This window comes from Streptomyces sp. NBC_00388 (assembly GCF_036061255.1).
Taxonomy (GTDB): domain Bacteria; phylum Actinomycetota; class Actinomycetes; order Streptomycetales; family Streptomycetaceae; genus Streptomyces.
In genome coordinates this window covers 428892-450634 of sequence record NZ_CP107948.1, presented here as the reverse complement: position 1 = coordinate 450634, position 21743 = coordinate 428892, and the positions used below count along the sequence as shown (strand labels likewise).

The window sequence follows — 21743 nt, the reverse complement described above, 5'->3', positions numbered from 1 at the left end:
TCCCAGGAGTCTGTCGTGCCCGTCACCACAACTGACGCCCGCGCACTGCTGCCCGCAACCGCCACGCCCGCCACCGTCTACGACTGCGCCTTCCTCGACCTCGACGGCGTTGTCTATACCGGCTCACAGCGCGTGGAAGGAGCCGCCGACGCCCTCACACAGGCCCGCGCTCTCGGTATGCGCCTGGCATTCGTCACCAACAACGCACTGCGTACCCCTGCCCAAGTAGCCGAGAAGCTCGGCAAGGCCGGCGTGGCCGCGCAGCCGCGGGACATCATCACGTCCGCCCAGGCCGTCGCGGCCGTGATCGCGGAGCGCCACGGGCGCGGTGCCCGCGTCCTGATCGTCGGGGGTGAAGGCCTCGCCCAGGCGCTCACCGATGCCGGGCTGCGCACGGTGGAAACGGCCGACGATCACCCGGACGCCGTCGCCCAGGGTTTCGGCGGACCCGACATGCCCTTCAGCCGCTTCACCGAAGCGTGCCTGGCCATCAACGCGGGAGCCCTCTGGTACGCGTCGAATCCAGACCCGACGATCCCCACCGACCGCGGAGCCGCTCCGGGCAACGGCGCCGCCATCGACCTCCTGCGCACCAGCACCGGCTCCGCCCCGGTGATCGCGGGCAAGCCCTATCCGCCCATCCACCAGGCCGCGGTGGACCGCACGCATGCTTCCCGGCCCCTGTGCGTCGGCGACCGGCTGGACACCGACATCGCGGCCGGCCACCAGAACAGCAGCGACACGCTGCTCGTCCTCACCGGTGTCACCGACGCGGCCCAGCTCATCGCGGCACCACCCGCGCAGCGGCCCACGTACATCGCCGAAGACCTCGCGGACGGGCTGCTGCGCGCCCACCCCGCGGCCACGCGAGAAGGCGGCCGAGGGTCCGCGTGCAACGGCTGGCTCGCCCGTATCGACGCGGGCACGCTACGCCTCGAAGGCGAGGGCAGCCGTACGGACGCTCTGAGAGCTCTGTGCCATGCCGCATGGACGGCTGACGGAGACAGCCCGAGTACGGTCCGGGCCGATGAGGCTCTGGACTCCGTCCGCATGTCGGCCACATAGGCCGGTACGGATCCGAACCGGCCGGGCCGCCGACCGGTTCGGGCCGAGATATGCCGGGCGGGCGCAACTCCGGCGACCGCGGAGTTCTCCGGCGGGGTTACACGGCCTCGTCCTCCTTTCGGGGGATGGGAGATGCGGCTGGGACCCGTCCCGGCGTGGGCGGGGTTGGCTGTGCGCATGACCCACCTTTCGTCCGTCGTCCCAGCCCGCCCCCAGGCGCCCGCCCGGAGTGTCGCGCGGGCTCCCTTCGCCCGCGCCGCGCTGTTCGCGGCCGTGGCCGCCGCCCTCGTGTCGTGCGGGTCCGGCGCGTCAGCCGGCCGTTCCGATGACGCGGGCCGCACGCCGGAGCCTTCGCTCTCCCGTACGCACTCCGCAGCCGCGCCCACGTCTCCCGGCCCGGCGCTGTCCGGTCCTGCGGACGGTACGAGGACGGAGCGGTGCCGGGACGGGCGCTGCGAGGTCCGTGTGCGGGAGGGGGCCACGGTCCCGGTGCCCGAGCGGTCCGGCGTCGGCCGGCTCACGGTGACCGGGATCGGGGACCGGACAGTCACGATGACCGCACCGCTGGTCCAGTCGCAGTTCTCGTCCGACGGCGGGTGCGAGATGGGCGTCACGGGCCCGTCGGTGGACTCGCCCGGCTTCATGAACCTGACCTGCGAGGAGGGTTCCAGGGGCGGCGTCAACAAGCTGCGCGTCCAGGTGCTCGGCGTCGCGGGGGGAGCCGCTGTACTCCGCATCGGCCTCTCGGCCTGAACCCACGTCACCCGGGAGGTCCGGTTCCGGTCACTGGTGGCCGGCCGCGGGATCCGGCGGTGCGGAAGGCGGCGAGTGCGAACCGGCGTGCACGGCGCATTCGCCAGGGCGCGGCAGTACCCGTTCGGACTCCGCACGCCCTACCGGTGGTCACGGACCGCCGTAATGATGAGCGGACCGTGAGGGATCCAGACGACACCGCGCACCTGCCACTCGGCCGGTGGATCCGCGGTGGAAGGAGTGCACGTTGTTACTTCTCATCTCCCCGGACAGCGTCGAGGAGGCCCTCGACTGCGCGAAGGCTGCGGCGCATCTCGACATCGTCGATGTCAAGAAGCCCGACGAGGGCTCGCTCGGCGCGAACCACCCGTGGGTCATCAGGGAGATCCGCGACGCGGTCCCGGCGGACAAACCGGTGTCCGCCACCGTGGGAGACGTTCCGTACAAGCCCGGCACGGTGGCCCAGGCGGCACTCGGCGCGGCTGTCTCCGGAGCCACTTACATCAAGGTCGGCCTCTACGGATGCACGACGCCCGACCAGGCCGTCGATGTCATGCGAGGTGTCGTCCGGGCGGTGAAGGACTACCGGCCCGACGCGTTCGTCGTCGCCTCGGGCTACGCCGACGCGCACCGGATCGGCTGCGTCAACCCGCTCGCACTGCCCGACATCGCCCTGCGTTCCGGCTCCGACGCCGCCATGCTGGACACCGCGGTCAAGGACGGGACACGGCTCTTCGACCACGTCCCGCCGGAGGTCTGTGCCGAGTTCGTCCGGCGGTCCCACGAGGCCGGACTGCTCGCCGCCCTCGCGGGGAGCGTGAGGGCGGAGGACCTCGGCGTGCTGACCCGTATCGGTACGGACATCGTGGGGGTGCGCGGTGCCGTCTGCGAGGGGGGCGACCGCACAAGAGGAAGGATCCAGCCGCACTTGGTGGCTGCCTTCCGGGCGGAGATGGACCGGCACGCCCGGGACCACGCGCCCGCTGTCACCGCCGTCGCCACCGCGGGCTGACCGCCGGCATGACTTCACGTCAGCCCCCGTCGTCTCCCGGCGACCGCAAGCCCTTCGCCGTCCTCGACCCGGCAACGGGCGAGGTGTGCGGCGAGGCCCCCGATCAGCACCCTGACGCGTTGGACGCCACCGTCGACCGGGCTCAGGAGGCCTGGCTCAGCTGGCGGGCCGACCCCGTCGCCCGCGCCACCGCTCTGCTCGCGGCAGCCGACGCCGTGGAGGCAGCCGCGGCGGACATGGCTCCGCTGCTCACCCGGGAGCAGGGCAAACCCCTGGCCGAGTCATACGCGGAGGTCGCGCGGACGGCGGCCCGGCTGCGCTACTTCGCCGAGCTGGACGGCCCCCGGCCCCAGCCGATCCCGGACGGCCGTCCGGTGCGCAGCGAGATCCGCTGGCGCTCGCTCGGACCCGTCGCGGCGATCGTCCCGTGGAACTTTCCCCTCCAGCTTGCGTCGGCAAAGCTCGCGCCCGCGCTCGCCGCAGGCAACACCGTGGTGCTCAAGCCGTCCCCGTACACCCCCCTCGCCACCCTGCTGCTGGGGTCCGTCATCTCCACCGCCCTCCCCGCCGACGTACTGACGATCGTCACCGGTAATGAGCCTCTCGGCGCCCGCCTCGCGTCCCATCCGGGGATCCGGCACGTGACCTTCACCGGTTCGGTCCCCACCGGGCGGGCCGTCGCGGAAAGCGCTGCGGCGTCGCTCGCCCGGGTCACCCTGGAGCTGGGCGGCAATGACGCCGCCATCCTGCTGGAGGACGTGGATGTGGAGCGGATCGCCGACCGGCTGTTCTGGGCGGCGTTCCGCAACTGCGGGCAGGTCTGTATGGCAGTCAAGCGCGTCTACGCCCCGGCCAGGCTCTACTCCGACGTGGTCGAGGCCCTCGCGCAGCGTGCGAAGGCCGTCGTTGTCGGCTCCGGCCTCGCCCCCGGCACCCAGCTGGGCCCGGTCAACAACGCCCCCCAGCTCGCCCGGGTCGAGCGCTGGACCGAGGAGGCCCTGGCCGACGGCGCCCGAGCCGTGGCCGGTGGTCACCGGCTGGACCGGCCGGGCTATTTCTTCGCGCCGACGATCCTGGCCGATGTCCCGCCAGGCAGCCCGGTGGTGACGGAGGAGCAGTTCGGCCCCGTCCTGCCGGTGCTCCCGTACGGCAGCATCGACGAAGCCGTCGCGGCGGCCAACGACACCGGCTTCGGGCTCGGTGGCTCGGTGTGGGGGACCGACCTGGACCGGGCCTGGGCCGTGGCCGGCCGGCTGGAGTGCGGGACGGCATGGATCAACCACCACGCCGAACTGTCCCTCGCCCAGCCTTTCGCAGGCATCAAGGAGAGCGGTGTCGGCGTCGCGGGCGGGCCGTGGGGGCTTCACGGGAACCTCAGGCCGTTCGTCGTGCACCGTCCGGATGAGGGGTGGCAATGAGGTTCGGTGCGGCGGTACTGCGCTCGTACGAGAGCCCGTTCGCCATCGAGAAGGTGGTCCTGAACACGGGACCGGCCGACGGCGAGATCCTGGTCAGGATCGCGGGCTGCGGGATGTGCAGGACCGATCTCGCTGTCCGGCGTTCGGCGGGCCGCTCACCGCTGCCTGCCGTGCTCGGCCACGAGGGGGCCGGGGTCGTGGTGGAGACGGGCGGTCCGCACACCGGGCTGAACAAGGGCGACCACGTGGTGCTGAGCTTCGACTCCTGCGGGCACTGCTGGAACTGCCTGAACGCTGCCCCTGCCTACTGCGACTCCTTCGCCTCACTCAACCTCTTCGGAGGGCGCAAGGAGAACGCCGCGCGGTTCACGGATGCGGCCGGGGGCGAACTGGCCCCCCGGTGGTTCGGCCAGTCCTCGTTCGCCGAGTACGCCGTGGTCCCTGCCCGCAACGCGGTGCGTGCCGACCCCGCACTGCCCGTCGAGTTGCTCGGGCCACTCGGCTGCGGCTTCCTCACCGGCGCCGGAGCGGTCTTCCACTCCTTCGGTGTGGGGCCCGGCGACACCATCGCGGTCTTCGGCGCGGGCGCGGTGGGCCTGGCCGCGGTCATGGCGGCCGCCGCCTCGGGGGCGGTGACCGTGGCCGTCGACCGACACCCCGAGCGGCTGGCCCTCGCCGAACGATTCGGTGCGGTCCCGCTGCACGCAGCCTCTCCCGACCTGCCAGGACGTATCCGTCAACTGACCGAAGGAGGTACGCAGTACGCGCTGGACACCACCGCCTCCGCCCAGCTGATCAACGATGCGCTCCGGGGCCTGCGCCCGACCGGACACCTCGGTCTGGTGGCACGGCTCCACACTCCGCTGCCGCTCGAACCGGGAGCACTGGACCGGGGCAGGCGGATTTCCCACATCTGCGAGGGGGACGCGGTGCCGGGTCTGCTGGTACCGAGGCTGACCAGGCTGTGGCAGGCGGGGCGCTTCCCCTTCGACGAACTGATCCGTACGTACCCGCTCGACGCAATCAACGAGGCCGAACGCGACTGCGAGGCGGGCCGGGTGGTCAAACCCGTCCTCGTTCCGGAGGCGTGAGGCGGCCGGGGCGAAGCACGGTACGCCGGCCCCTCGTTCGGCACCGTCGTGCATCCGTCGATGACGTGTTCTTCGTGTCCCTCGCTGTTCGTGGTCGTCATCTACTCCCAGGAGGACATGTGGTCAGCGCAACGCCTCGGAAACCCGACGTGGAAGACGTGGAAGGCGGGGATGGCATGAAGGGCATGGAAGTCGTGCCGGGAGTGGAGGGCGTGGCGGGAGGCGTCGGCCTGACCGCGCTCCTGGTCGCCGCGGCACGGGCGATCGAGACCCACCGGCCCGACTCCCTGGCCCGGGATGTCTACGCGGAGCACTTCGTACTCGCCGCACCGGCCTGCGCGGGCTGGCCCGTGCGCATGGAGCAGGTGGCGGACGGGGACGAGAACCCGCTGTGGGGGAGGTTCGCGCGCTACTTCGGCCTGCGGACGAGGGTGCTCGACGACTTCCTCCTCCAGTCGGTCCTCACCGGCGGGGCCCGCCAAGTCGTGCTGCTGGGAGCGGGATTGGATACGCGTGCGTTCCGGCTCGACTGGCCCCCCGGTTGTGTGATCTTCGAGATCGACAGGGACGGCGTGCTGGCGTTCAAGCGCGACGTGCTGGACGAGCAGGCAGCCACTCCGAACGCAGCACGCGTACCCGTCCCGGTCGATCTGCGGGCCGACTGGGTCGGAGCCCTGGCCGACGCGGGTTTCGACACCGGGGCGCCGAGTGTCTGGCTGGCCGAGGGGTTGCTGTTCTATCTGCCCCCCGCTGCCGAGACCTACCTCATCGATGCGGTGGACCGGCTGACCACGGGAGGGAGTGCGCTGGCGTTCGAGGTCAAGCTCGACAAGGACCTGCTCGAATACCGCGACAGCCCGCTGTACACCTCGACGACGCGTCAGATCGGCATCGATCTGCTCGGCCTGTTCGACAGAGCACCACGGCCCGACTCCGCGGGTGATCTGGCGGGCAAGGGCTGGTCCACGTCCGTCCGCACGCCTTTCGACTTCACCCGCCGCCACGGACGGGGCCCGTTGCCCGAGCAGAACGACGCGCTGGCGGGCAACCGGTGGGTGTTCGCGGAGAAGCCCCGGTCGTAACTGCCGCAGGGAGGCCGGGCTGTCGGCGGCATACGGCGGGCCCGGCCGCATGCACCCCCCTGGCAGCGGCTGAGCTTCATCCCCGGGCAGCCGGATCCGCTCGTACTCTTCCGGTGGGCCGGCGAGGACATCGTGGCTGCTGCCCAGGGTGCACCCCCGGCACGGCCGGCGTGACGCGGCACGTTAGCCTGGCGGCGTACCGGACACGGGGTGCCCCGTCCAGGGGCTGAGATCACACCCGCCGAACCTGAACCAGTTAGCACTGGCGGAGGGATGTCGCACATGTCATTGCCACCTGCTCCCAGCAGCACGCCGGCCACAGAGCCCCGGTCCGTCTTCGACGGCCGGATGCCTGCCCAGCCAGGCGATCTGCGGATCGAGACACGTGGAATAGCGCCGGTCCCCGCGCACCACCGCTACGGCGGGCCGGGGCGGCTTTTCACCGTGTGGTTCGCTCCGAATCTGACCATGACCGGGGTGTTCACCGGTACCGTCGGTATCGGGCTTGGCCTGGATCTGCCCACCGCGCTGGCGGCCGTGGTGCTGGGGACCCTCGTCGGCGCCGTTCCCACCGCGTACCTCGGAACGTGGGGCAGCCGCACCGGGACAGGCCAGCTGCCGCTGGCCCGCCTCGCGTTCGGCCGGTCCGTCGTGGTGCCGGGCCTGTTGCAGTGGCTCTCCTCGGTGGCCTGGGACGCGCTCATCGGGCTGTTCGGCGGGGACGCGCTGGCCCGGCTCTGCGGCTGGCCCTTCTGGCTCGGCGTGCTGGTGATGATGGTGGGGCAAGGGTCGCTCGGAGTCCTGGGCTACGAAGCGATCCACCGGCTGCAGAAGGTGATGACCTTCGTACTCGCTGCGGCTTTCACCGCCCTGGCCTGCAGGCTCCCGGACAGTGTCCATCCCGCGACCACCGGCAGCGTGCACGGCGCCGACCGCGTCGGAGCGTTCGTACTGACCAGTACCATCGCTCTCAGTCTCGCGCTGTCATGGGCCCCGTACGCCAGTGACTTCAGCCGCTATCTGCCGCAGGACGCCTCCCGTCCGCGCATGTTCTGGTACACGCTCCTCGGCGTCAGCGTCTCTTTCGTGGCCGTCCAGGCGCTCGGGCTGTGGGGGGCCTCGGTCTTCACCGACCAGACCGCCCGGGGTGTCGACGAACTGCTGGGTGGTGGAGTCCTCGGCGCGCTGGGGCTGTTGGCCGTGGCGCTGGCTGCCCTGTGCAGCAATGCCATGAACGACTACAGCGGTTCGCTGGCTCTGCAGACCATCGGACTGCGTGTTCCGCGTCCGTTCGCCGCCGGTCTCGCCGCAGTGCTGGGTTTCCCCCTCGTGCTGTGGATGCATGCCGCGGACACCGCGGCCCGCTTCCAGAACGTACTGCTGTTCGTCGGTTACTGGATTCCGGGATTTGTCGCCGTCGTCGCTGTCGACTGGTGGGCCCGTGCCCGCGCGGGTGGACCAGTGGACGCGGCCACCGAGAGCGGCGGCAGGTGGTCGGGGTGGCCCGCCCTGGTGGCGTTCTGCGCTGCCTTCGCCGCGGCGGTCCCCTTCATGAACACCGGCCTCTACACAGGTCCGCTGGCTGCCGCACTGCACGGCGCCGACCTCGCCTACTACGCGGCCTTCCTGGCCGCGCTCGTCGTCTACGCACCTCTCAGGCTGCGCCGTCGCCCGACCGTCTGAGCCGGCCGGGACCGCGACCCGCGCGGGACCGGCCGTCCGGAGCCTGTGGCTGTGCGGTTCCGCGGGTCAGGGAGCCGGCGGCGCCCAGGAAGCTTCGGCTGCCTGCGCGGTGGGACGAGTGGGGAAGACCGTCTCCAGGCCGATGACGCGGAACATACGGCTGACGCGGTCGGGCACCGCCGCCAGAACGAGGGCCGCGTCCGCCGCGAGCGTGTGGTTCCGTGCGGCGATCAGGACCGTGATGCCGCTGGAATCGCAGAAGGTGAGCCGGGCGAGGTCGACGACGAGCTGCTGGCCCGGACCGAGCACGAGGCCGTGGAGCAGCGCCCGTACCTGCGGCGCGCTGTAGTGGTCCAGGTCTCCTGCCAGTTCGATGACCGGACCTGCGGGGGTGGTGCGGGTGTGGACGGTCAGGCCGCGGTTCACTCCTGCTCCTCACTGGCGAGTGGCGACACGTTGAGGGCCAGCACGGCGGTGTCGTCGTCCACGCCCGGGCCGAAGGTGTCGAGGAGGTCCCGGATCGCGGCCACGGCATCGTGCGCGGTGGTGGGTGACAGTGTCTGGGCGAACTCCAGAAGGGCGTCGTCGCCGTAACGGCCTCCCGCACTGGCGGAGTGGGCTTCGGTGAGGCCGTCGGTGTGCAGGAGCAGAGTGTCGCCGGGCCCGAGCCGGATGGTGGTGGTCGCGATGTCGGCGTCGGGCAGAACGCCGATGAGCTGGCCGCCGGGCGTGTACAGGAATTCGGCCCGGCCGTCGGCGCGCATGAGCAGGGCCGGGGGGTGGCCCCCGCTGGCCAGGGTCACCTGGAAACCGCGCTCGTCGCCGATGGGCGTGAGCAGGCCGAAGAGGACGGTGCAGAAGCGCGGGTCGTCGCCGTTGTACTCGTGATTCAGCACCGTGTTGAGATTGGTGAGGACGGCGCGCGGGTCCGCGTCGTAGACAGCGGCGGCGCGCAGTGTGTAGCGGGTCAGGGAGGTGATGGCCGCAGCGGCCGCGCCCTTGCCGCATACGTCACCGAGGAAGAACCCCCACGATCCGGCGGCGAGTGGGAAGAGGTCGTAGAAGTCGCCGCCGACCTCGTCGGTGGAGGCGATGTGGTAGTACGCGGCGACGTCCAGTCCGGGCACGTTCACCAGAGTGGGCGGCAGCAGCGTCTGTTGCAGCGTGGTGTTCAGACGCTTGAGGCGTTCACGTTCGCTGTCCGATTCCTGGCGTGCGCGCAGCAGCTCGGTCTCGTAGGCGCGGCGGTCGCGGGCGTCGAAGACGGTGGTGCGGATCAGCAGCGGCTGCCCGTCGCTGCCGGTACGGACGGTGGAGGTCACCAGGACCGGCAGGCGGCTGCCGTCGGCGGCCTTCAGTTCGAGGGCGATGCCGCTGACCTCGCCCTGCATGTTCAGGAGCGGCGCGAAGTGGGTCTCGTGGTAGAGACGGCCACCGACGGTGAGCAGGTCGGAGAACGTTCTGCGACCCACCAGATCGTCCCGTTCGTAGCCGAGCCAGCCCAGCAGGGTCGTGTTGATCTTCGCGATCCGGCCGTCGAGGAGGGTGGAGAGGAAGCCGCACGGCGCGTGCTCGTACAAGTCCTCGGCGCTGTCTTCCAACAGCGCCGAGAACGCCGCCTCGTCAGCACCGGGAGCTCCCTGGGAAGGGCCCTCGCCGTCGCCATGGGGACTGCACATCATCGGCCGGGTCCGGCGAACGACGCGATCGCGGTGGCGGTCTCCTCCGGGGCAGCGAGCTGGGGGCAGTGGCCCGTGGCGTTCAGCGTCACCAGCCGGCTGCCCGGAATCTGCGCCTGCACGAAGGCGCCCACCTCGCGTGGGGCCAGCACGTCGCTGGAGCACTGCGCGACCAGGGTCGGAACCGTCACCTGTGCGAGATCCCGCCGGTTGTCGGACAGGAAGGTCACGCGGGCGAAGACCCGGGCGATGTCGGGGTCGGTACGGCAGAAGCTGTTGGTCAGCTCCTCGCCCAGTTCCGGACGTTCGGGATTGCCCATGATCACCGGGGCCATGGTGCCCGACCACCCCAGATAGTTCGCATCCAGTGATTCCAGCAGCTCGTCGATGTCCCCGGCGGTGAACCCTCCCCGGTAGCCGGCATCCGGATCATCGACAAAACGCGGGGAAGGAGCCAGCAGTACCAGACCGGCGAAGGCCTCCGGCTCGCGGGCCGCAGCCAGAACGCCCATCATCGCGCTCACCGAGTGCCCCACGAATGTCACCGGGCCGAGCGCCAGCTCACGGCAGATCTCCAGGATGTCCTCGGCATAACCGCCCAGGGTGGAGTAACGCTCCTCGCTCCACGCCGACAGATCGGAACGCCCCGCGCCCACGTGGTCGAAGAGCACCACGGTGAAATCACCCTCCAGCAGCGGCACCACCAGCCGCCACATGTTCTGATCGCATCCGAACCCGTGTGCCAGCATCACCACAGGACCACCGGGCCTGCCGGTCACCGTCACGTGGTTCCTGCTCCGCACATCCATACGATCCATCGTCGCAGACAGTGGCGCTCGCGCGCGGTCCCGCTTCCCGATGTCGGCGACGTGACCCACCCGGAACACGCAGCGGAGACGACGCACGGCGCGTGAGAAAGGGCCCTCGACGGGTGGGCGAGTGGGCGGGCGCCGCCGGGTACAGCTGTGGTGGGTGCGGGGCCGGGCCTTCGCCCGGAGCGGCCCTGTGCGCGCGGGCGCCTCTCGGGGGCCTCATACGGTGCTGGTGGCGGGTGTTCTCAGTGCGGTGGCCCCCTTGCGCCAGGCGGACAGGAGGTGGCCTGCGAGGCGGTCCTCCAGGTGTTCGGTGGTCTGGATGCCGAGGACGATGTCGGGTGCGAGGTGCGGTTCGTCCTTCAGCAGCCCACCGAGCACGTCGCGGCGGACCACTTGTTCGTGCACCGCGTCGGCCTCCACATGTTCGTCGTAGAACCGCTGAGCAGCCTTGCCCGCACCTGCACGGCGCAGGGCCTTGGCCAATCGCCGCGATCCCGGTGACGAAGTCACCTCCACCGTGGTGAACTGCCCGACCAGCGCGCCGCGCAGTGACCGGTGGAGTCCGAACAGCGACATCAGGTTCACCGTGGCCAGGACCTCGGCGGGAGCGAGGTCGAGGTAGGTCCCGTAGGCCGGGTCGAGCCCGAGGTCCGCCATCAGATCGGCGAACAGCCGAGCATGGATGTTCTCCGCCCTGCCCGCGCCGAACTCGTCGAACTCGATGGCCACCATGGCCGCCTTCGCCCTGCCCCTGAGCCTGGGCACGACCCACAGATGCGGATCGGCTTCCTTCAGGTGGTAGAGCGAGCGCAGCACCGCGTACTCACGCAGCTGCCACAGCGCACCCTCGCGCTGCAGATAGTGGCTCACGCTCTGTCCGCCGTCCCCGACCGGCTCCACCAGGAGAGCGTCCACGCTCTGCTGAACGTCGCTGCCGCCGGCGGTGTCCTCCCGCAACGCCCGCAGGAAGACAGCCTCGGCGGCAGCGCGTACCCGCAGCAGACCGGGGTGCCATTCCAGCTCGTCGGCCACGCCCGCGAAGCCGCGGTAATGGAGTTCGTAGAGGGCGTACAGAACAAGCTGCAGGTCGTCGCCGTAGGGGTCGGTACGCCGGATGTCCGCGTCGCTGGGCAGAGTGGACTCCCGGCCGCTGAGAACAGCGACGAGACTGGCAGAGAGGGCCCCCCGTGCCTGCGGAAGGCCGGGGGAGACGGCGGTGCGAGTGGAGTCCACGGCCGGTGGAACGGTCACGATTCGATGCCCTTCGCTGTTGCGTCCGCCCCGCCTGCGCCGCGTGCGACGGTCTCACCTGCGTCCTCGGCGCAGCCCGGGGACGGGCCGCTGGCGCCTGCGGCGGGAGCGGGTCCCCGGCGGCGGTGGCTGGTGTCGCACCAGGGGTAGGTGCGGCTCCGGCAGCAGGTGCAGATGGCCACGACGAAACGCTCGGAGACGACGACGTCCCCCTCGGGGGTGGTGACCTCCACCGGCCCTTCCATCAGGAGCGGGCCGTTGCGGTCCACCGCCACGCGCCGGGGTTCCTCATTCCTTCCGGGCATGAATGATCACCAATTCCTCACTGTCCGTGTCCGCCGGGACGAGGCCGCGGTCTCGCAGCCAGGCCAGCCGTCCGCACGTCACGGGCCCGAAGGGGACGGTCATGCGATGGCTGACCGAGGCGCTCATTCCGGCACGGTTCAGCCGGTGCAGCGTCTTCTCGGGGCAGGCGAGTCCTGACTGGACCATGAATATCTGTCCGCCCGGGCGGAGTGCGCCGGGAGCGGCTTCGCATATCCGGTCGATGAGAATCCGGCCATCGAGCCCGGCATCCCAGGCGCGGCGCGCGCCTCTGCGTGGCACCGAGAGGCTCGGCGCGGGTACGTACGGTGGATTGCTGACCAGTACGTCGAAGGTGCGGCCGGGAAGCGCCGCCATCAGATCTCCCCGCAGTACGGCGACCGGCAGGCGGGCGAGAGCGGCGTTCAGCCTGGCCGATGCCACTGCCCGGCGGCTGATGTCCACGGCGGTGACGCGCGCTCCGAGCCGGGCGGCGTGCAGGGCCACTGCTCCGCTGCCCGTGCACAGGTCCAGAAGGTCGGTTCCAGGACGTATGAGGTCACGGTGCATGGCGGAGGCGAGAAAGGAACTGTCGGCCTGTGCCGCATATACGCCGGGGAGGCGGAGAATTCTGCCTTCCCACGATACTGAGGGTGCGTCCTGCGCCGTGACCATGGTGCCTCCTGAGCTGGACGGCTCCCCTCCCAGGCTCGCCCAGTCGGTGCGGTGGTGCCACTCGTGCATGGCCATCCGTTCTCTGCTGGGCCCGTGAGGTGCAACGATGCGTGAGGTGCAACGATGCGCCCATTCGTACCGACTGCCGGCTTCGTGCGACCTGTGACGGAACCACCTCGGTCGAGCGAGTGCCCCGCCGCACGAGTCCCGCACACCAACCCTGACGCGGACCGGCCGGCCCGGAGCGCTCCGGAACAGCTTCACCGGCAGCGCGCGATGTCACCGGCCCCGGACCCGGCGCGTACCCCGGAGGACATCGGAGCGGCCCGGGAGGCGCGCCCCGCAAACAGTCTCCGAACGGCACAGCGGGATGCAGTATCGGTGGCATGAGCGAACCCACGAAGGACCGGAAGGCGCCCGACGAGCATGTGAGGCCCGACGGTGTCAGTGACGCGACGGTCGAGGCCCTGGGCTCGTTGTCGGAGGCCCTTGAGACGGTGGAGCGGGCCCGGGGGCACCTGTACGCCTTCCACCAGCTGACCGGCGGCGCGGACCTGGCTCTGGACAAGGCGGTTACGCAACTGCGGGCAGCCGGCCACCCCCAGCAGGCAGAGGTCGTGGAGCGGGAGATCATGGGACGCAACGTCATTCCCGGCTGCTGGACGTTCCAGGTCGTCGAGGCGTACAACGCCACCTACTACCAGCCGTTCGTGGATGTCGAGACGCAGATCCGGCAGGAACTCGCCGCAGGCCGCAGGCATCTGTACGAAGCGGAGCTCAAAGAGGCCCGCCGCACACGGAACCACCCCGACCACACCGCCCGCCCTTGAGCGGCACGGCGAACCCATCCCGGAGGGCGGGGCAGTGTCCGGGCGATCGTGTCTCACGGACATGCCCGGAGCGGCCTCTGTGCGGCGCCGGCCCGCTCGCGAATACCGCCGGCCACGTGTGCGGGGGACCCCGCTGACTTGCCTCCCGGCGGCCTCGGCCTGCTGATCTCTCCCGGCCCCGGAATCGGAACGGCACCGCGCCGATACGGGCGGACCCCGCCGCCGGGCCCGGGTATCTGTACGGAGTCGTAGGGTCTCGGGTATGCACGCAGAGAGTTCTCCGGAGCCCCGCGCTCTGCTGATCAACGGCACCGTCGGCGTCGGCAAGACCTCGGTGGCCGAGGCCGTCGGCGGCCTTCTCGCTGACGCCGGGGTGCCCCATGCCGTCATCGACCTGGACGGGCTGAGCCAGTCGTGGCCTGCGCCGGCGGGTGACCGCTTCAATTTCAATGTCGGCATGATGCTGCGGAATCTGCGCGGTGTCGCCGGGAACTATCTCGCTGCCGGCGCGACGCGTCTGGTGATGGCCGGTGTGATGGAGGACGCGGACGGCCGGAAGCGGTGCGGTGATGCCCTCGGTATCGAGTTGTCGGTGTGCCGGCTCCGGGGCGAGTTGCCGGTGATTCATGACCGGCTCGTACGGCGTCACGAGAATGAGCCCGAGGCATTGCGATGGCATCTCGCCAGGGCCGGAGAGCTGGCAGCGATCCTGGACCACGCAGAGGTCGATGACTTCACTGTTGACGTAAGCCTGCGCCCGGTGGGCGAGATCGCCGCCGAAGTCATCGAGAACGCCGGCTGGCTGTGATGCGGCGCCTCATCGGAGGCCGGGCGGCCCCTCTCCGATGACGGTCTCCGCCCGGGCCGCTGGAGAACGCCTCCGCCTGCGACAGCTCGCCCGACGGGTGGTGCGGGCAGCCGCCCGGCACAGGGCGGCGGATCCTCTCCGCGGCCGACGCGGATCCGCCGGGTCGCAGTCCGTGTGATGCCACGCAGGACGGGCGCTCTCCGCACGGCGCGTCAGCGGGCGCATGGGGACTCCAGCGGGTGCATGGAGACTCCGGGCGGCAGAAGCACCCATGGGTCCTCTGCCGCTCGGAGCGGGGTGAATCCGCACGACCCCCTGTCCGTCCTACGGAAGCTCGCCGCCGGGGCTGCCGCTGGACAGGACTACGCCCGGCCCTGCGAGCGCGGTCCCATCGGGTCCGGCAGGAGGAGCGGAGGGGTGTCCTCCTCCTCTGAGTCGGCGAAGTCCTCCGGGAAGGACTGCGGTTCGACGAAAAGGCCGTGGTACTGCGGCTGTACGCCGTGCGCCGTCGCGGATCGCGCGTCACTCCAGGGCCGGGGGGAAGCGGTGTGCTGCGAGTCAGCCTGCATGGAGACCATCCGAAGGGTGAGGGAGCGCCGGGCAACTGCCGCGACACGGTGGGGCGGGCCGTCGGGGTGTACCCGCGGACCACGATGTCAATGGGTGCTGCGTGCCGGCACGGGGGCGGCCGATGTCATGTCTGACCACCCTGCGCGGCGATCGGGCGCTTGCGTACGCGCGCCGTCGCCAACTGACCGGCAGATGTCGATGGTCGCTTCTTGATCACAGATCATCTGGTGCTGCTGTCGAAGAATACGGGACACCTGCCTCTGTGACGTCACGTCGGCCACAGGCGGTTCTGTCGCGTCGGGTGGAGATCCGCGCGGCGCCTCCGGGAACGGCGACAACTTCCCTGTGCATGCGCGTCTCTGCAGACCCCGGCCCCGGATCTCGTGCGCGCTCTCCGGTGCGGTGCTCGCCGGGCGGAACCGGTTCGGCGCGGGCCGGCCCGCGTATCCATCCCGGCCTCGCGTCCCAGCGGCTCGGGCCTGATCCCGCACCCCGGATGTGGCTTCCGCGGTGCGGCGACCGCGCGCCCCTTTCCTGCCGCACCGGGCATTCGCGTCATTCGCCGGGGTGCGGTACGAAGTCGGGTGTGGACGAACAGACTCAGCACGCGACCGTCCGGGTGTTCATCGCCCTCGCCCCTCCTGATGACGCCAAGGACGAACTGGCCCGGGAGCTCCGCCCTGCCTACGACACGCACCCTCATGTGAGGTGGAACCGCGTGGAGGACTGGCACATCACCCTGGCGTTCCTCGGGGAGCTGCCGGTCGAGGCGGTGCCGCTGCTGAGACTGCCGCTGGCCGGCCTCGCCGCCGGCCACCAGCCACTGTCTCTGGCACTGCGCGGCAGCGGCACCTTCGACGACCGGGTGTTGTGGAGCGGACTCGACGGCGACCTGGACGGGCTGCACATGCTCGCCGCCGACGTCCGCACCGCTGTCAAGAGCTGCGGTGTCGTCTTCGAGGACCGGCCTCTGCGGCCTCATCTCACCTTGGCCCGTGCCCGCAGGGGGGATCAGACCTCGGCAGGAGAGATCGCCGGAGGACTCGCACGATTCAGTGGCCGCCGCTGGCCCGCCGAACGCCTTCACCTGGTCGGCAGTAACGCCGGCCGTAGCCGCGGACCGATCCTCTACCGCGACATCGAGGCCTGGACCTTCGGCAGCGGGAGCTCCACGTAGGAGCGCTGGAACTCGGAGTGCCGCAGCACGCGCGGACGGTGCGTTGCTCTCGGAGGGCCTGTCGCCGGGGAGGGGCGAATTCGGGACGTCACAGCATCGCCGTACTCAGCGGCCTGCCTCGTCCGCCCACAAGGATTTACAGGGGGTGGAAGTCGATGCGTTCCCCGGCGATTCGGCTGCGGGTCGAATCTCCGCGGAACAGCGGCTTCCCTTGACGCAACATGCTTGATGGCAGGCCCCGTTGGGGAGATCGGAACGGGTGAGGGTGACGTAGTCGGTCCTCGCGGAAGCCGGTGGCAGCGCCCCGGGGGGCGGCGAGCCGGCCGCGGGCGGCCCCGGCCGGCTGTCGGACGTGCCGGGTCGGTGGAAGCACTCCGGCATGTCGGCGGTGCGTTGTTTCCGTGTTCTGCCGAGTCGACTCGGTCAGGTGCCCCGGCTGCCCCGGCCGTAGCGTGCTCATCGGCGGTGAATACGTGGGTGAGTCAGGCGTGTTGGCGGTCGCTGAGCAATCCGGCGCCGGTGCCCGGCACTCTGGCGTGGGCCGTGTCAGACGCGGTCGTGGAGAGTGACGTGGTAGCCGTCGGGGTCGGCGAAGGTGAACGTCCGGCCGAACGGGCCGTCGATCGGTGCGGAGACGATGGTGTGACCGTCGGCGGCGAGAGCATCGTGGATGGCCTGGACGTCGGTGGCGTGGAGCCAGATCGCGGCACCGACGCCGGGCTGGGGAACGGATGCGAGGTCGGTGCCGGGAACGAGGTCGCGGAGTGCGAACGCGATCGGCTCCGTCTCGAAGACGACGGCGTGCGGAGGTCCGGCCTGCGAGCGGACGAGGCCGAGGTACTGCTCGTAGAACGCCTGCGAAGCGTCGAGGTCGCGCGCCTGGAGCGAGATGAAATCGGGACCGGTGGCGGGCATGATGATGCTCCTCTTCGTTGTGTCAGATTCCTGACATGGATCAACGTATGTCAGAATCCTGACATGAGTCAAAACGGTGCCGGCGTCGACCTGGACAAATCACTGGGCTACCTGCTGAAAGAGGCTTCGAGCGCCCTGCGCGCAGCCATGGATGAGGTGCTGCGGCCACTCGGTATGAGCGTGACGCACTACTCCTGTCTCGAACTGCTGGCTCAACGGCCGGGCTTGTCGAACTCCGAGCTCGCGCGCGGCGCGTTCGTGACACGGCAGTCCATGAACGTGCTGCTCCAGGCCCTGGAACGAGACGGCTACGTGATCAGGCCTGCGGAGGCGCCCGTCGGGAAGGTCCTCCCCGCGCGGCTCACGCCGCGCGGCCGGCAGAGCCTGGAGAAAGCGACCGTAGCGGTCCGGTCCGTCGAGGTCAGAATGCTGGCCGGGATGACCGGGGCCGAGCAGTCAGCCGCGTTCCGGATCCTGCAGAGCATGATCCATTCCCTGCGTGATGGCGACGACGGCGCATAGCTCCTTCCTCGGCGCACGTCTCACCGCGCCCGGACGGGAGTGCGGCCGAGCGTGAAAATCCGTGCGGGCGACCCCGGAACTCCCCACCCGCACCTTCTTGTCGAGTGGCGCGGCCCCGTAGCATGCAGGAGTGATCAAGCCCGTTGAACTCGTGATATTCGACTGTGACGGCGTTCTGGTGGACAGCGAGCGCATCGCCGTACGTGTGGATGCGATGAGCCTGGCGGCGCTGGGCTGGCCACTCGGCGAGGCCGAGGTCGTCGAACGATTCGTCGGCCGCTCGCATGCCGACATGATCAGGGACATCGAGAAGCACCTGGGTCGCCGGCTCCCGGACGGGTGGGAGGCGGAGCAGCGTGAGCTGTACCGCGAGGCCATGGAAGCGGAACTCACCGCGGTCGACGGTGTGGTGGAGGCTCTCGACGAGATCCTGCTGCCCACCTGTGTGGCCTCCAGCAGCGGCCATGACAGCCTTCGCCACACTCTGGGCCTGACCGGGCTGTACTCACGCTTCGAAGGCCGTATCCACAGTGCTGCGGAGGTGGCAGCCGGCAAGCCTGCGCCCGACCTCTTCCTTCACGCGGCACGGAACATGGGGTTCGCCCCCGAGGTCTGCGCCGTGGTCGAGGACAGCCGTTACGGTGTCCAGGCTGCCCGCGCCGCCGGTATGCGTGCCTTCGGCTACTGCGGCGGTCTCACGCCGGCGGAGTGGCTGCAAGGGCCGGGCACCGTGGTCTTCGACGACATGCGTGAGCTGCCGGGTCTGATCTCCAGGGCGTGATCCGCCGCCCTCGGCCGGGCCCGTGAATGCTTGCGCGGTGCGGTCGTGGCACCGGCGCGGCGGGAGTGAGGGAACCAGGTCACCGGCCCATGGCCCGGCCGGGCCCTTCGCGACCTTGCCCGCTGCCGCTCAGCCGTCGGTGCCGGACGGTGCCTCGCCGAGCGCCTTGGCCAGGTCGTCGAGCGTCCCGGTGTTCACAGGCGCCGACCCGGTGAGCGTTCCGAGGAGCGCGCGGGTGAGGACTGTCGCCGAGGTCACCCGCGCGTCTGCGGGCTCGTCGCCCACGGCCCTGCCGATGACGGCGTCACGTACCGAATGAGAGATCCCGGGTCCGCCGAACAGCTCCGGGAAGGACAGCGCCATGAGGCACACGCCCACATTCGCCGCCATGATCGACTGCGCCGCGAGCTCTGCCGCGATACGCAGCCGCCCGGCATCGCGGCAGCGGAGCACCGCGGAGTGCAGGACCGCCTGGGCGTCACCCACCGCCTGGGGTTTGGGCTCGCCCAGAGGCATGAACATCAGCCGGTAGAGGTGCGGGTTCCTCAGCGCGTAGGAGACATGGCTGTCCCACGCCGTACGGAGGTCCGCGACCGGGTCCGCGGTGACCGGGTTCCTCCTCTTGTTCGCGAGGAATCGCTCGAACCCGAGATCCGCCACGGCTGCCAGGAGACCCTGTTTGTCGCCGAACTGCCGGTAGATCTCCGGCATTCCGACGCCTGCCCGCTCGCAGATGGACCGGGTCGAGATGTCCAGGGCGTCCTTCGTGGCGAGGAGATCCGAGGCGGCTTGGAGGATGCGGTCGCGTGCGGCAGGCATGAGTTCACGATAGCGCCGCTCACACCGGCCTTGTCGCGTCACGACCCGTCGGCGCGGGCAGGGGCGGCGTCCACCCCGCTTCTGGAATCAGTGATTACGTGATGTGTTAGCTTTGATTACATCATCGGGGGGATCGCTCCCGATGCCCCGACCCGTCTGACGAAAGCCACTGGTGACCTGATGAACCATGCACAGCTCCGTCGCGCCGCGATCATGGTGGCCGCTGCCGCCGCAGGGGTTGCCGTGCTCGCCGCGTGCGGTGACGACGCCGCCGGTGGCGGAGCGGGCAGGCGTCCGGCGGGCTCGGCGTCCCCGGATGCGAGCGCCGCGGCCCTGTCGTCGCGGCCCTTCACCGTGACGCATATCGGAGGCCCCACCACGATCGTGACGATCGCCGGTTCGCGGATCCTCCTCGACCCGACCTTCGACCCGCCGAAGACGTACAAGAGCGGCCTCGTGAAGACGCAGGGGCCCGCGATCGGGATCGACCGCATCGGGAAGATCGATGCCGTCCTCCTCTCCCACGACCAGCACGACGACAACCTCGACGACTCCGGGCGGAAGCTCCTCAAGGACATCCCTGTTGTGCTCTCCACCCCGGGTGCCCACCGGCGGCTCGGCGCCCATGTGACGGGGCTCAGGAGCTGGGACTCCTACAAACTCAGGACCGGCAGTACGACCATCACGGTGACCGCTGTCCCTGCTCTGCACGGACCTGACGGGGTCGACCGGGGCGCGGACGGGGAGGTGACCGGCTTCGTACTGAGTGGCGCCGGCGTGCCCACCACCTACATCTCCGGGGACAACGCCTCGGTGAAGGTGGCGAAGAAGGCCGGCGAGCGGATCAAGAAGGACATCGGCCCGATCGACACCGCGATCCTCTTCGCGGGAGCCGCGCGCACCCCCGCGATCCTCAACAATGCCCCCCTGACGCTGACTTCCGAGAAGGCGGCGATCGTCGCAAAGGACCTCGACCCGCGCAAGGTCGTGCCGGTGCACACCGACAGCTGGAACATCTACTCGCAGAAGATGCCGACTCTGGTGAGGGCCTTCGCGGACCAGGGCTTGTCCGACCGGCTCGCCGTCCCCGGCGCGGGCGGTACTGCCGAGAACCTGCGCTGACCGACAGCGGGCCCGGGGCGTACTCCGGGCCCGCCCTGCCGCCGGCGGGGGCCACGCTCGCCTGGCTCCGTCGGCGGCAGGTGTCACTCCCAAGAGGCCTTTCGGCCACGCCTCACGCCTGGGCTGCCTGCGCCTTCTGGAACGGGCAGACATCGCCCGACGATGCGGCGGAGGACTGCCGAACGCCGGGAGTCACGGCGCCGAGCTGGTCCAGGATCTCGTCGGAGAGCAGATCCTGCTTCCCCTTGAGTGCGTCGGCGACTTCCTGGTCCACGGGGAATACCATCTCGGCGGCGATATTGTCCTGGACGATCCGGGCAAGGTTGTCCAGAGCGACGAAGATCGGGTCCTTGGGCAATTCGACGGCCGGCAGGTCGATCAGATGGGTATCCACCTTGGCCGGGTTCATGCAGGGCTTGATGATGATCGAGTTCTGGTTCAGGACGGAAGTGGTCCACTGCGACAGGACGACGGTGTACAGGTCCTTCCACCCCTCTTCACCGATCTTGGTCCGCCACTTCTTCATGATGGCCTGGACGCCGGCGATCTGGGCATCCGCGGCGTACTTCATGTTGGTGCGGATGTTGCCGTACACGCTGCCCGAGAAGTCCTCGAACGACTTCATGTCGAAGGACTTGCTCTTCACCGAGACATCGATGAAGTTCAGGGCGGCATCAAGGAGCTTCGTGAACGAAACCACCATCTCCTGGGGCACGTTCGCCTTGTCGAGCTGCTGGCGGGCCGTCGTGAGAGTGGCGCCGAACGCCTGAAGCGGGCTGATCCAGCCGGTGGTGCCGGTCCCCTTGAAGGCGACCATCTTCAAGTCGTGCGGGTCGATGCGCTCGGCGTGGGGCAGGTTCGGCACCTTGTCACTCAGGTAGGGCGCGACGGTCGAGAAGATACCGAGAGGCACGTGACTGATCGACTTCGCCAGCTCGAACACCTCGGAGACCGGATTGACCGATTCCTGTGTCCCGTTGTGGATGAGGGTGAATTTGCCGCCCTTGGCGTCATTCTGAACCACGATGACCGGGCTCAGGTACTTGATCAGATCGGACTTGAGCACGGCGTAGTTCGATCTCATACCGCTGTTGACCGCGAGAATCGCGTCGCGTGCCTGCCGCTCCGGGTTCACCACGGCCGTGGCTGTGTCCGCGGCAGCCGACGGGGGAGCGGCGAGGAGCGTGACGGCGCCGACTGCGGAAGCGGTGCCTATGAACTGTCTACGTGTGGCCATGATCTGTTTCTCCCTGCGGATTCAAAAGATGGGTTTTCCGTCATTCCGTGGGGGAGGTGAAACGCGTTCATTCGGTCACTCCTGGGGGGTGGGAGGGATGGGGGGCCGAAAAGGATGCCGGGAGCCCGGCACGAT

Annotated in this window: 22 protein-coding genes, 1 pseudogene and 1 riboswitch; of the genes and pseudogenes, 13 read left to right on the top strand and 10 right to left on the bottom strand. The window is 69.9% G+C overall.

The annotated features are described in order from the left end of the window. The first annotated feature begins 45 nt into the window (after positions 1 to 45). From OG917_RS02150 to OG917_RS02120, 7 genes are all read left to right on the top strand, one after another. Positions 46 to 1065: an HAD-IIA family hydrolase gene (locus OG917_RS02150; RefSeq protein ID WP_443059051.1), complete on the top strand. Its 1020-nt coding sequence runs from the start codon at positions 46 to 48 to the stop codon at positions 1063 to 1065. A 177-nt stretch (positions 1066 to 1242) separates the two neighbouring features. Beyond that, complete coding sequence (locus OG917_RS02145; RefSeq protein WP_328315769.1) at positions 1243 to 1818, top strand: hypothetical protein; 576 nt, start codon at positions 1243 to 1245, stop codon at positions 1816 to 1818. 247 nt (positions 1819 to 2065) lie between these two features. Then, on the top strand, positions 2066 to 2830 hold the full coding sequence (locus OG917_RS02140) for a (5-formylfuran-3-yl)methyl phosphate synthase (RefSeq protein WP_328315768.1): 765 nt from the start codon (positions 2066 to 2068) through the stop codon (positions 2828 to 2830). Between the two features lie 8 nt (positions 2831 to 2838). Next, a complete protein-coding gene (locus tag OG917_RS02135; protein ID WP_328315767.1) occupies positions 2839 to 4248 on the top strand; it encodes an aldehyde dehydrogenase family protein in 1410 nt (469 codons plus the stop codon). Then, positions 4245 to 5339, top strand: coding sequence for an NAD(P)-dependent alcohol dehydrogenase (locus OG917_RS02130; RefSeq protein ID WP_328315766.1), 1095 nt, complete (start codon positions 4245 to 4247; stop codon positions 5337 to 5339). The genes OG917_RS02135 and OG917_RS02130 overlap by 4 nt, the downstream gene beginning before the upstream one ends. 176 nt (positions 5340 to 5515) lie before the next feature. Next, positions 5516 to 6421, top strand: a complete 906-nt coding sequence (locus OG917_RS02125; RefSeq protein WP_328315765.1) for a class I SAM-dependent methyltransferase — start codon at positions 5516 to 5518, stop codon at positions 6419 to 6421. Positions 6422 to 6617: 196 nt separating this feature from the next. Then, positions 6618 to 6712, top strand: a riboswitch (TPP riboswitch). A gap of 57 nt (positions 6713 to 6769) precedes the next feature. Further along, entirely contained in the window at positions 6770 to 8104 is a 1335-nt protein-coding gene (locus OG917_RS02120; protein ID WP_328315764.1) for a purine-cytosine permease family protein, read from the top strand. A 66-nt stretch (positions 8105 to 8170) separates the two neighbouring features. On the opposite strand, the gene OG917_RS02115 is transcribed toward OG917_RS02120, so the two are convergent. From OG917_RS02115 to OG917_RS02090, 6 genes and pseudogenes are all read right to left on the bottom strand, one after another. Beyond that, positions 8171 to 8530 carry an STAS domain-containing protein gene (locus OG917_RS02115; protein WP_328315763.1) on the bottom strand — a complete coding sequence of 120 codons (360 nt, stop codon included), beginning with the start codon at positions 8528 to 8530 and terminating at the stop codon, positions 8171 to 8173. Next, on the bottom strand, positions 8527 to 9783 hold the full coding sequence (locus OG917_RS02110; RefSeq protein WP_328315762.1) for a PP2C family protein-serine/threonine phosphatase: 1257 nt from the start codon (positions 9781 to 9783) through the stop codon (positions 8527 to 8529). Before OG917_RS02110 ends, OG917_RS02115 begins: the two co-directional genes overlap by 4 nt. Next, complete coding sequence (locus OG917_RS02105) at positions 9783 to 10592, bottom strand: alpha/beta fold hydrolase (RefSeq protein ID WP_328321601.1); 810 nt, start codon at positions 10590 to 10592, stop codon at positions 9783 to 9785. Before OG917_RS02105 ends, OG917_RS02110 begins: the two co-directional genes overlap by 1 nt. Before the next feature lie 222 nt (positions 10593 to 10814). After that, positions 10815 to 11852, bottom strand: coding sequence for an iron-containing redox enzyme family protein (locus tag OG917_RS02100; RefSeq protein WP_443059050.1), 1038 nt, complete (start codon positions 11850 to 11852; stop codon positions 10815 to 10817). A 113-nt stretch (positions 11853 to 11965) separates the two neighbouring features. Further along, positions 11966 to 12154 (bottom strand): annotated as a pseudogene (locus tag OG917_RS30610) (CDGSH iron-sulfur domain-containing protein); the annotation flags it as partial. After that, the gene (locus OG917_RS02090; protein WP_328321599.1) at positions 12138 to 12827 is read right to left on the bottom strand and encodes a HemK2/MTQ2 family protein methyltransferase; all 690 of its coding nucleotides are present in this window, start codon (positions 12825 to 12827) and stop codon (positions 12138 to 12140) included. The pseudogene OG917_RS30610 and the gene OG917_RS02090, both read right to left, overlap by 17 nt. A gap of 386 nt (positions 12828 to 13213) precedes the next feature. Between OG917_RS02090 and OG917_RS02085 the strand changes: the two genes are divergently transcribed. Together OG917_RS02085 and OG917_RS02080 are read left to right on the top strand one after the other, a co-directional pair. Then, a complete protein-coding gene (locus OG917_RS02085; protein ID WP_328315759.1) occupies positions 13214 to 13657 on the top strand; it encodes a hypothetical protein in 444 nt (147 codons plus the stop codon). Between the two features lie 262 nt (positions 13658 to 13919). Then, the gene (locus tag OG917_RS02080) at positions 13920 to 14465 is read left to right on the top strand and encodes a hypothetical protein (RefSeq protein ID WP_328315758.1); all 546 of its coding nucleotides are present in this window, start codon (positions 13920 to 13922) and stop codon (positions 14463 to 14465) included. A gap of 362 nt (positions 14466 to 14827) precedes the next feature. On the opposite strand, the gene OG917_RS02075 is transcribed toward OG917_RS02080, so the two are convergent. Then, positions 14828 to 15034: a hypothetical protein gene (locus OG917_RS02075; protein ID WP_328315757.1), complete on the bottom strand. Its 207-nt coding sequence runs from the start codon at positions 15032 to 15034 to the stop codon at positions 14828 to 14830. A 587-nt stretch (positions 15035 to 15621) separates the two neighbouring features. Between OG917_RS02075 and thpR the strand changes: the two genes are divergently transcribed. Continuing rightward, positions 15622 to 16212 carry an RNA 2',3'-cyclic phosphodiesterase gene (thpR, locus tag OG917_RS02070; RefSeq protein ID WP_328315756.1) on the top strand — a complete coding sequence of 197 codons (591 nt, stop codon included), beginning with the start codon at positions 15622 to 15624 and terminating at the stop codon, positions 16210 to 16212. A 546-nt stretch (positions 16213 to 16758) separates the two neighbouring features. On the opposite strand, the gene OG917_RS02065 is transcribed toward thpR, so the two are convergent. Beyond that, positions 16759 to 17127 (bottom strand): VOC family protein, encoded by a 369-nt coding sequence (locus tag OG917_RS02065; RefSeq protein WP_328315755.1) that lies wholly within the window; start codon positions 17125 to 17127, stop codon positions 16759 to 16761. A gap of 63 nt (positions 17128 to 17190) precedes the next feature. On the opposite strand from OG917_RS02065, the gene OG917_RS02060 reads away from it, so the two are divergent. Both OG917_RS02060 and OG917_RS02055 read left to right on the top strand, forming a co-directional pair. Then, positions 17191 to 17649: a MarR family winged helix-turn-helix transcriptional regulator gene (locus tag OG917_RS02060; protein WP_328315754.1), complete on the top strand. Its 459-nt coding sequence runs from the start codon at positions 17191 to 17193 to the stop codon at positions 17647 to 17649. A gap of 130 nt (positions 17650 to 17779) precedes the next feature. After that, a complete protein-coding gene (locus tag OG917_RS02055; protein ID WP_328315753.1) occupies positions 17780 to 18430 on the top strand; it encodes an HAD family hydrolase in 651 nt (216 codons plus the stop codon). Between the two features lie 129 nt (positions 18431 to 18559). Here the strand turns inward: OG917_RS02055 and OG917_RS02050 are convergent, their stop codons facing one another. After that, positions 18560 to 19249, bottom strand: a complete 690-nt coding sequence (locus OG917_RS02050) for a TetR/AcrR family transcriptional regulator (protein WP_328315752.1) — start codon at positions 19247 to 19249, stop codon at positions 18560 to 18562. A gap of 180 nt (positions 19250 to 19429) precedes the next feature. On the opposite strand from OG917_RS02050, the gene OG917_RS02045 reads away from it, so the two are divergent. Next, entirely contained in the window at positions 19430 to 20371 is a 942-nt protein-coding gene (locus OG917_RS02045; RefSeq protein ID WP_328315751.1) for an MBL fold metallo-hydrolase, read from the top strand. Between the two features lie 112 nt (positions 20372 to 20483). Here OG917_RS02045 and OG917_RS02040 read toward each other — a convergent pair whose 3' ends face one another. After that, the gene (locus OG917_RS02040) at positions 20484 to 21608 is read right to left on the bottom strand and encodes a hypothetical protein (RefSeq protein WP_328315750.1); all 1125 of its coding nucleotides are present in this window, start codon (positions 21606 to 21608) and stop codon (positions 20484 to 20486) included. Between the last annotated feature and the right edge of the window lie 135 nt (positions 21609 to 21743).

Coding starts and splice junctions, on each gene's coding strand:
- OG917_RS02145 (WP_328315769.1), top strand. CDS start 1,243: ATGACCCACCTTTCGTCCGTCGTCCCAGCCCGCCCCCAGGCGCCCGCC.
- OG917_RS02135 (WP_328315767.1), top strand. CDS start 2,839: ATGACTTCACGTCAGCCCCCGTCGTCTCCCGGCGACCGCAAGCCCTTC.
- OG917_RS02130 (WP_328315766.1), top strand. CDS start 4,245: ATGAGGTTCGGTGCGGCGGTACTGCGCTCGTACGAGAGCCCGTTCGCC.
- OG917_RS02125 (WP_328315765.1), top strand. CDS start 5,516: ATGAAGGGCATGGAAGTCGTGCCGGGAGTGGAGGGCGTGGCGGGAGGC.
- OG917_RS02120 (WP_328315764.1), top strand. CDS start 6,770: ATGCCTGCCCAGCCAGGCGATCTGCGGATCGAGACACGTGGAATAGCG.
- OG917_RS02110 (WP_328315762.1), bottom strand. CDS start 9,783: ATGTGCAGTCCCCATGGCGACGGCGAGGGCCCTTCCCAGGGAGCTCCC.
- OG917_RS02105 (WP_328321601.1), bottom strand. CDS start 10,592: ATGGATGTGCGGAGCAGGAACCACGTGACGGTGACCGGCAGGCCCGGT.
- OG917_RS02090 (WP_328321599.1), bottom strand. CDS start 12,827: ATGGTCACGGCGCAGGACGCACCCTCAGTATCGTGGGAAGGCAGAATT.
- OG917_RS02085 (WP_328315759.1), top strand. CDS start 13,214: ATGAGCGAACCCACGAAGGACCGGAAGGCGCCCGACGAGCATGTGAGG.
- OG917_RS02080 (WP_328315758.1), top strand. CDS start 13,920: ATGCACGCAGAGAGTTCTCCGGAGCCCCGCGCTCTGCTGATCAACGGC.
- OG917_RS02075 (WP_328315757.1), bottom strand. CDS start 15,034: ATGCAGGCTGACTCGCAGCACACCGCTTCCCCCCGGCCCTGGAGTGAC.
- OG917_RS02065 (WP_328315755.1), bottom strand. CDS start 17,127: ATGCCCGCCACCGGTCCCGATTTCATCTCGCTCCAGGCGCGCGACCTC.
- OG917_RS02060 (WP_328315754.1), top strand. CDS start 17,191: ATGAGTCAAAACGGTGCCGGCGTCGACCTGGACAAATCACTGGGCTAC.
- OG917_RS02050 (WP_328315752.1), bottom strand. CDS start 19,249: ATGCCTGCCGCACGCGACCGCATCCTCCAAGCCGCCTCGGATCTCCTC.
- OG917_RS02045 (WP_328315751.1), top strand. CDS start 19,430: ATGAACCATGCACAGCTCCGTCGCGCCGCGATCATGGTGGCCGCTGCC.
- OG917_RS02040 (WP_328315750.1), bottom strand. CDS start 21,608: ATGGCCACACGTAGACAGTTCATAGGCACCGCTTCCGCAGTCGGCGCC.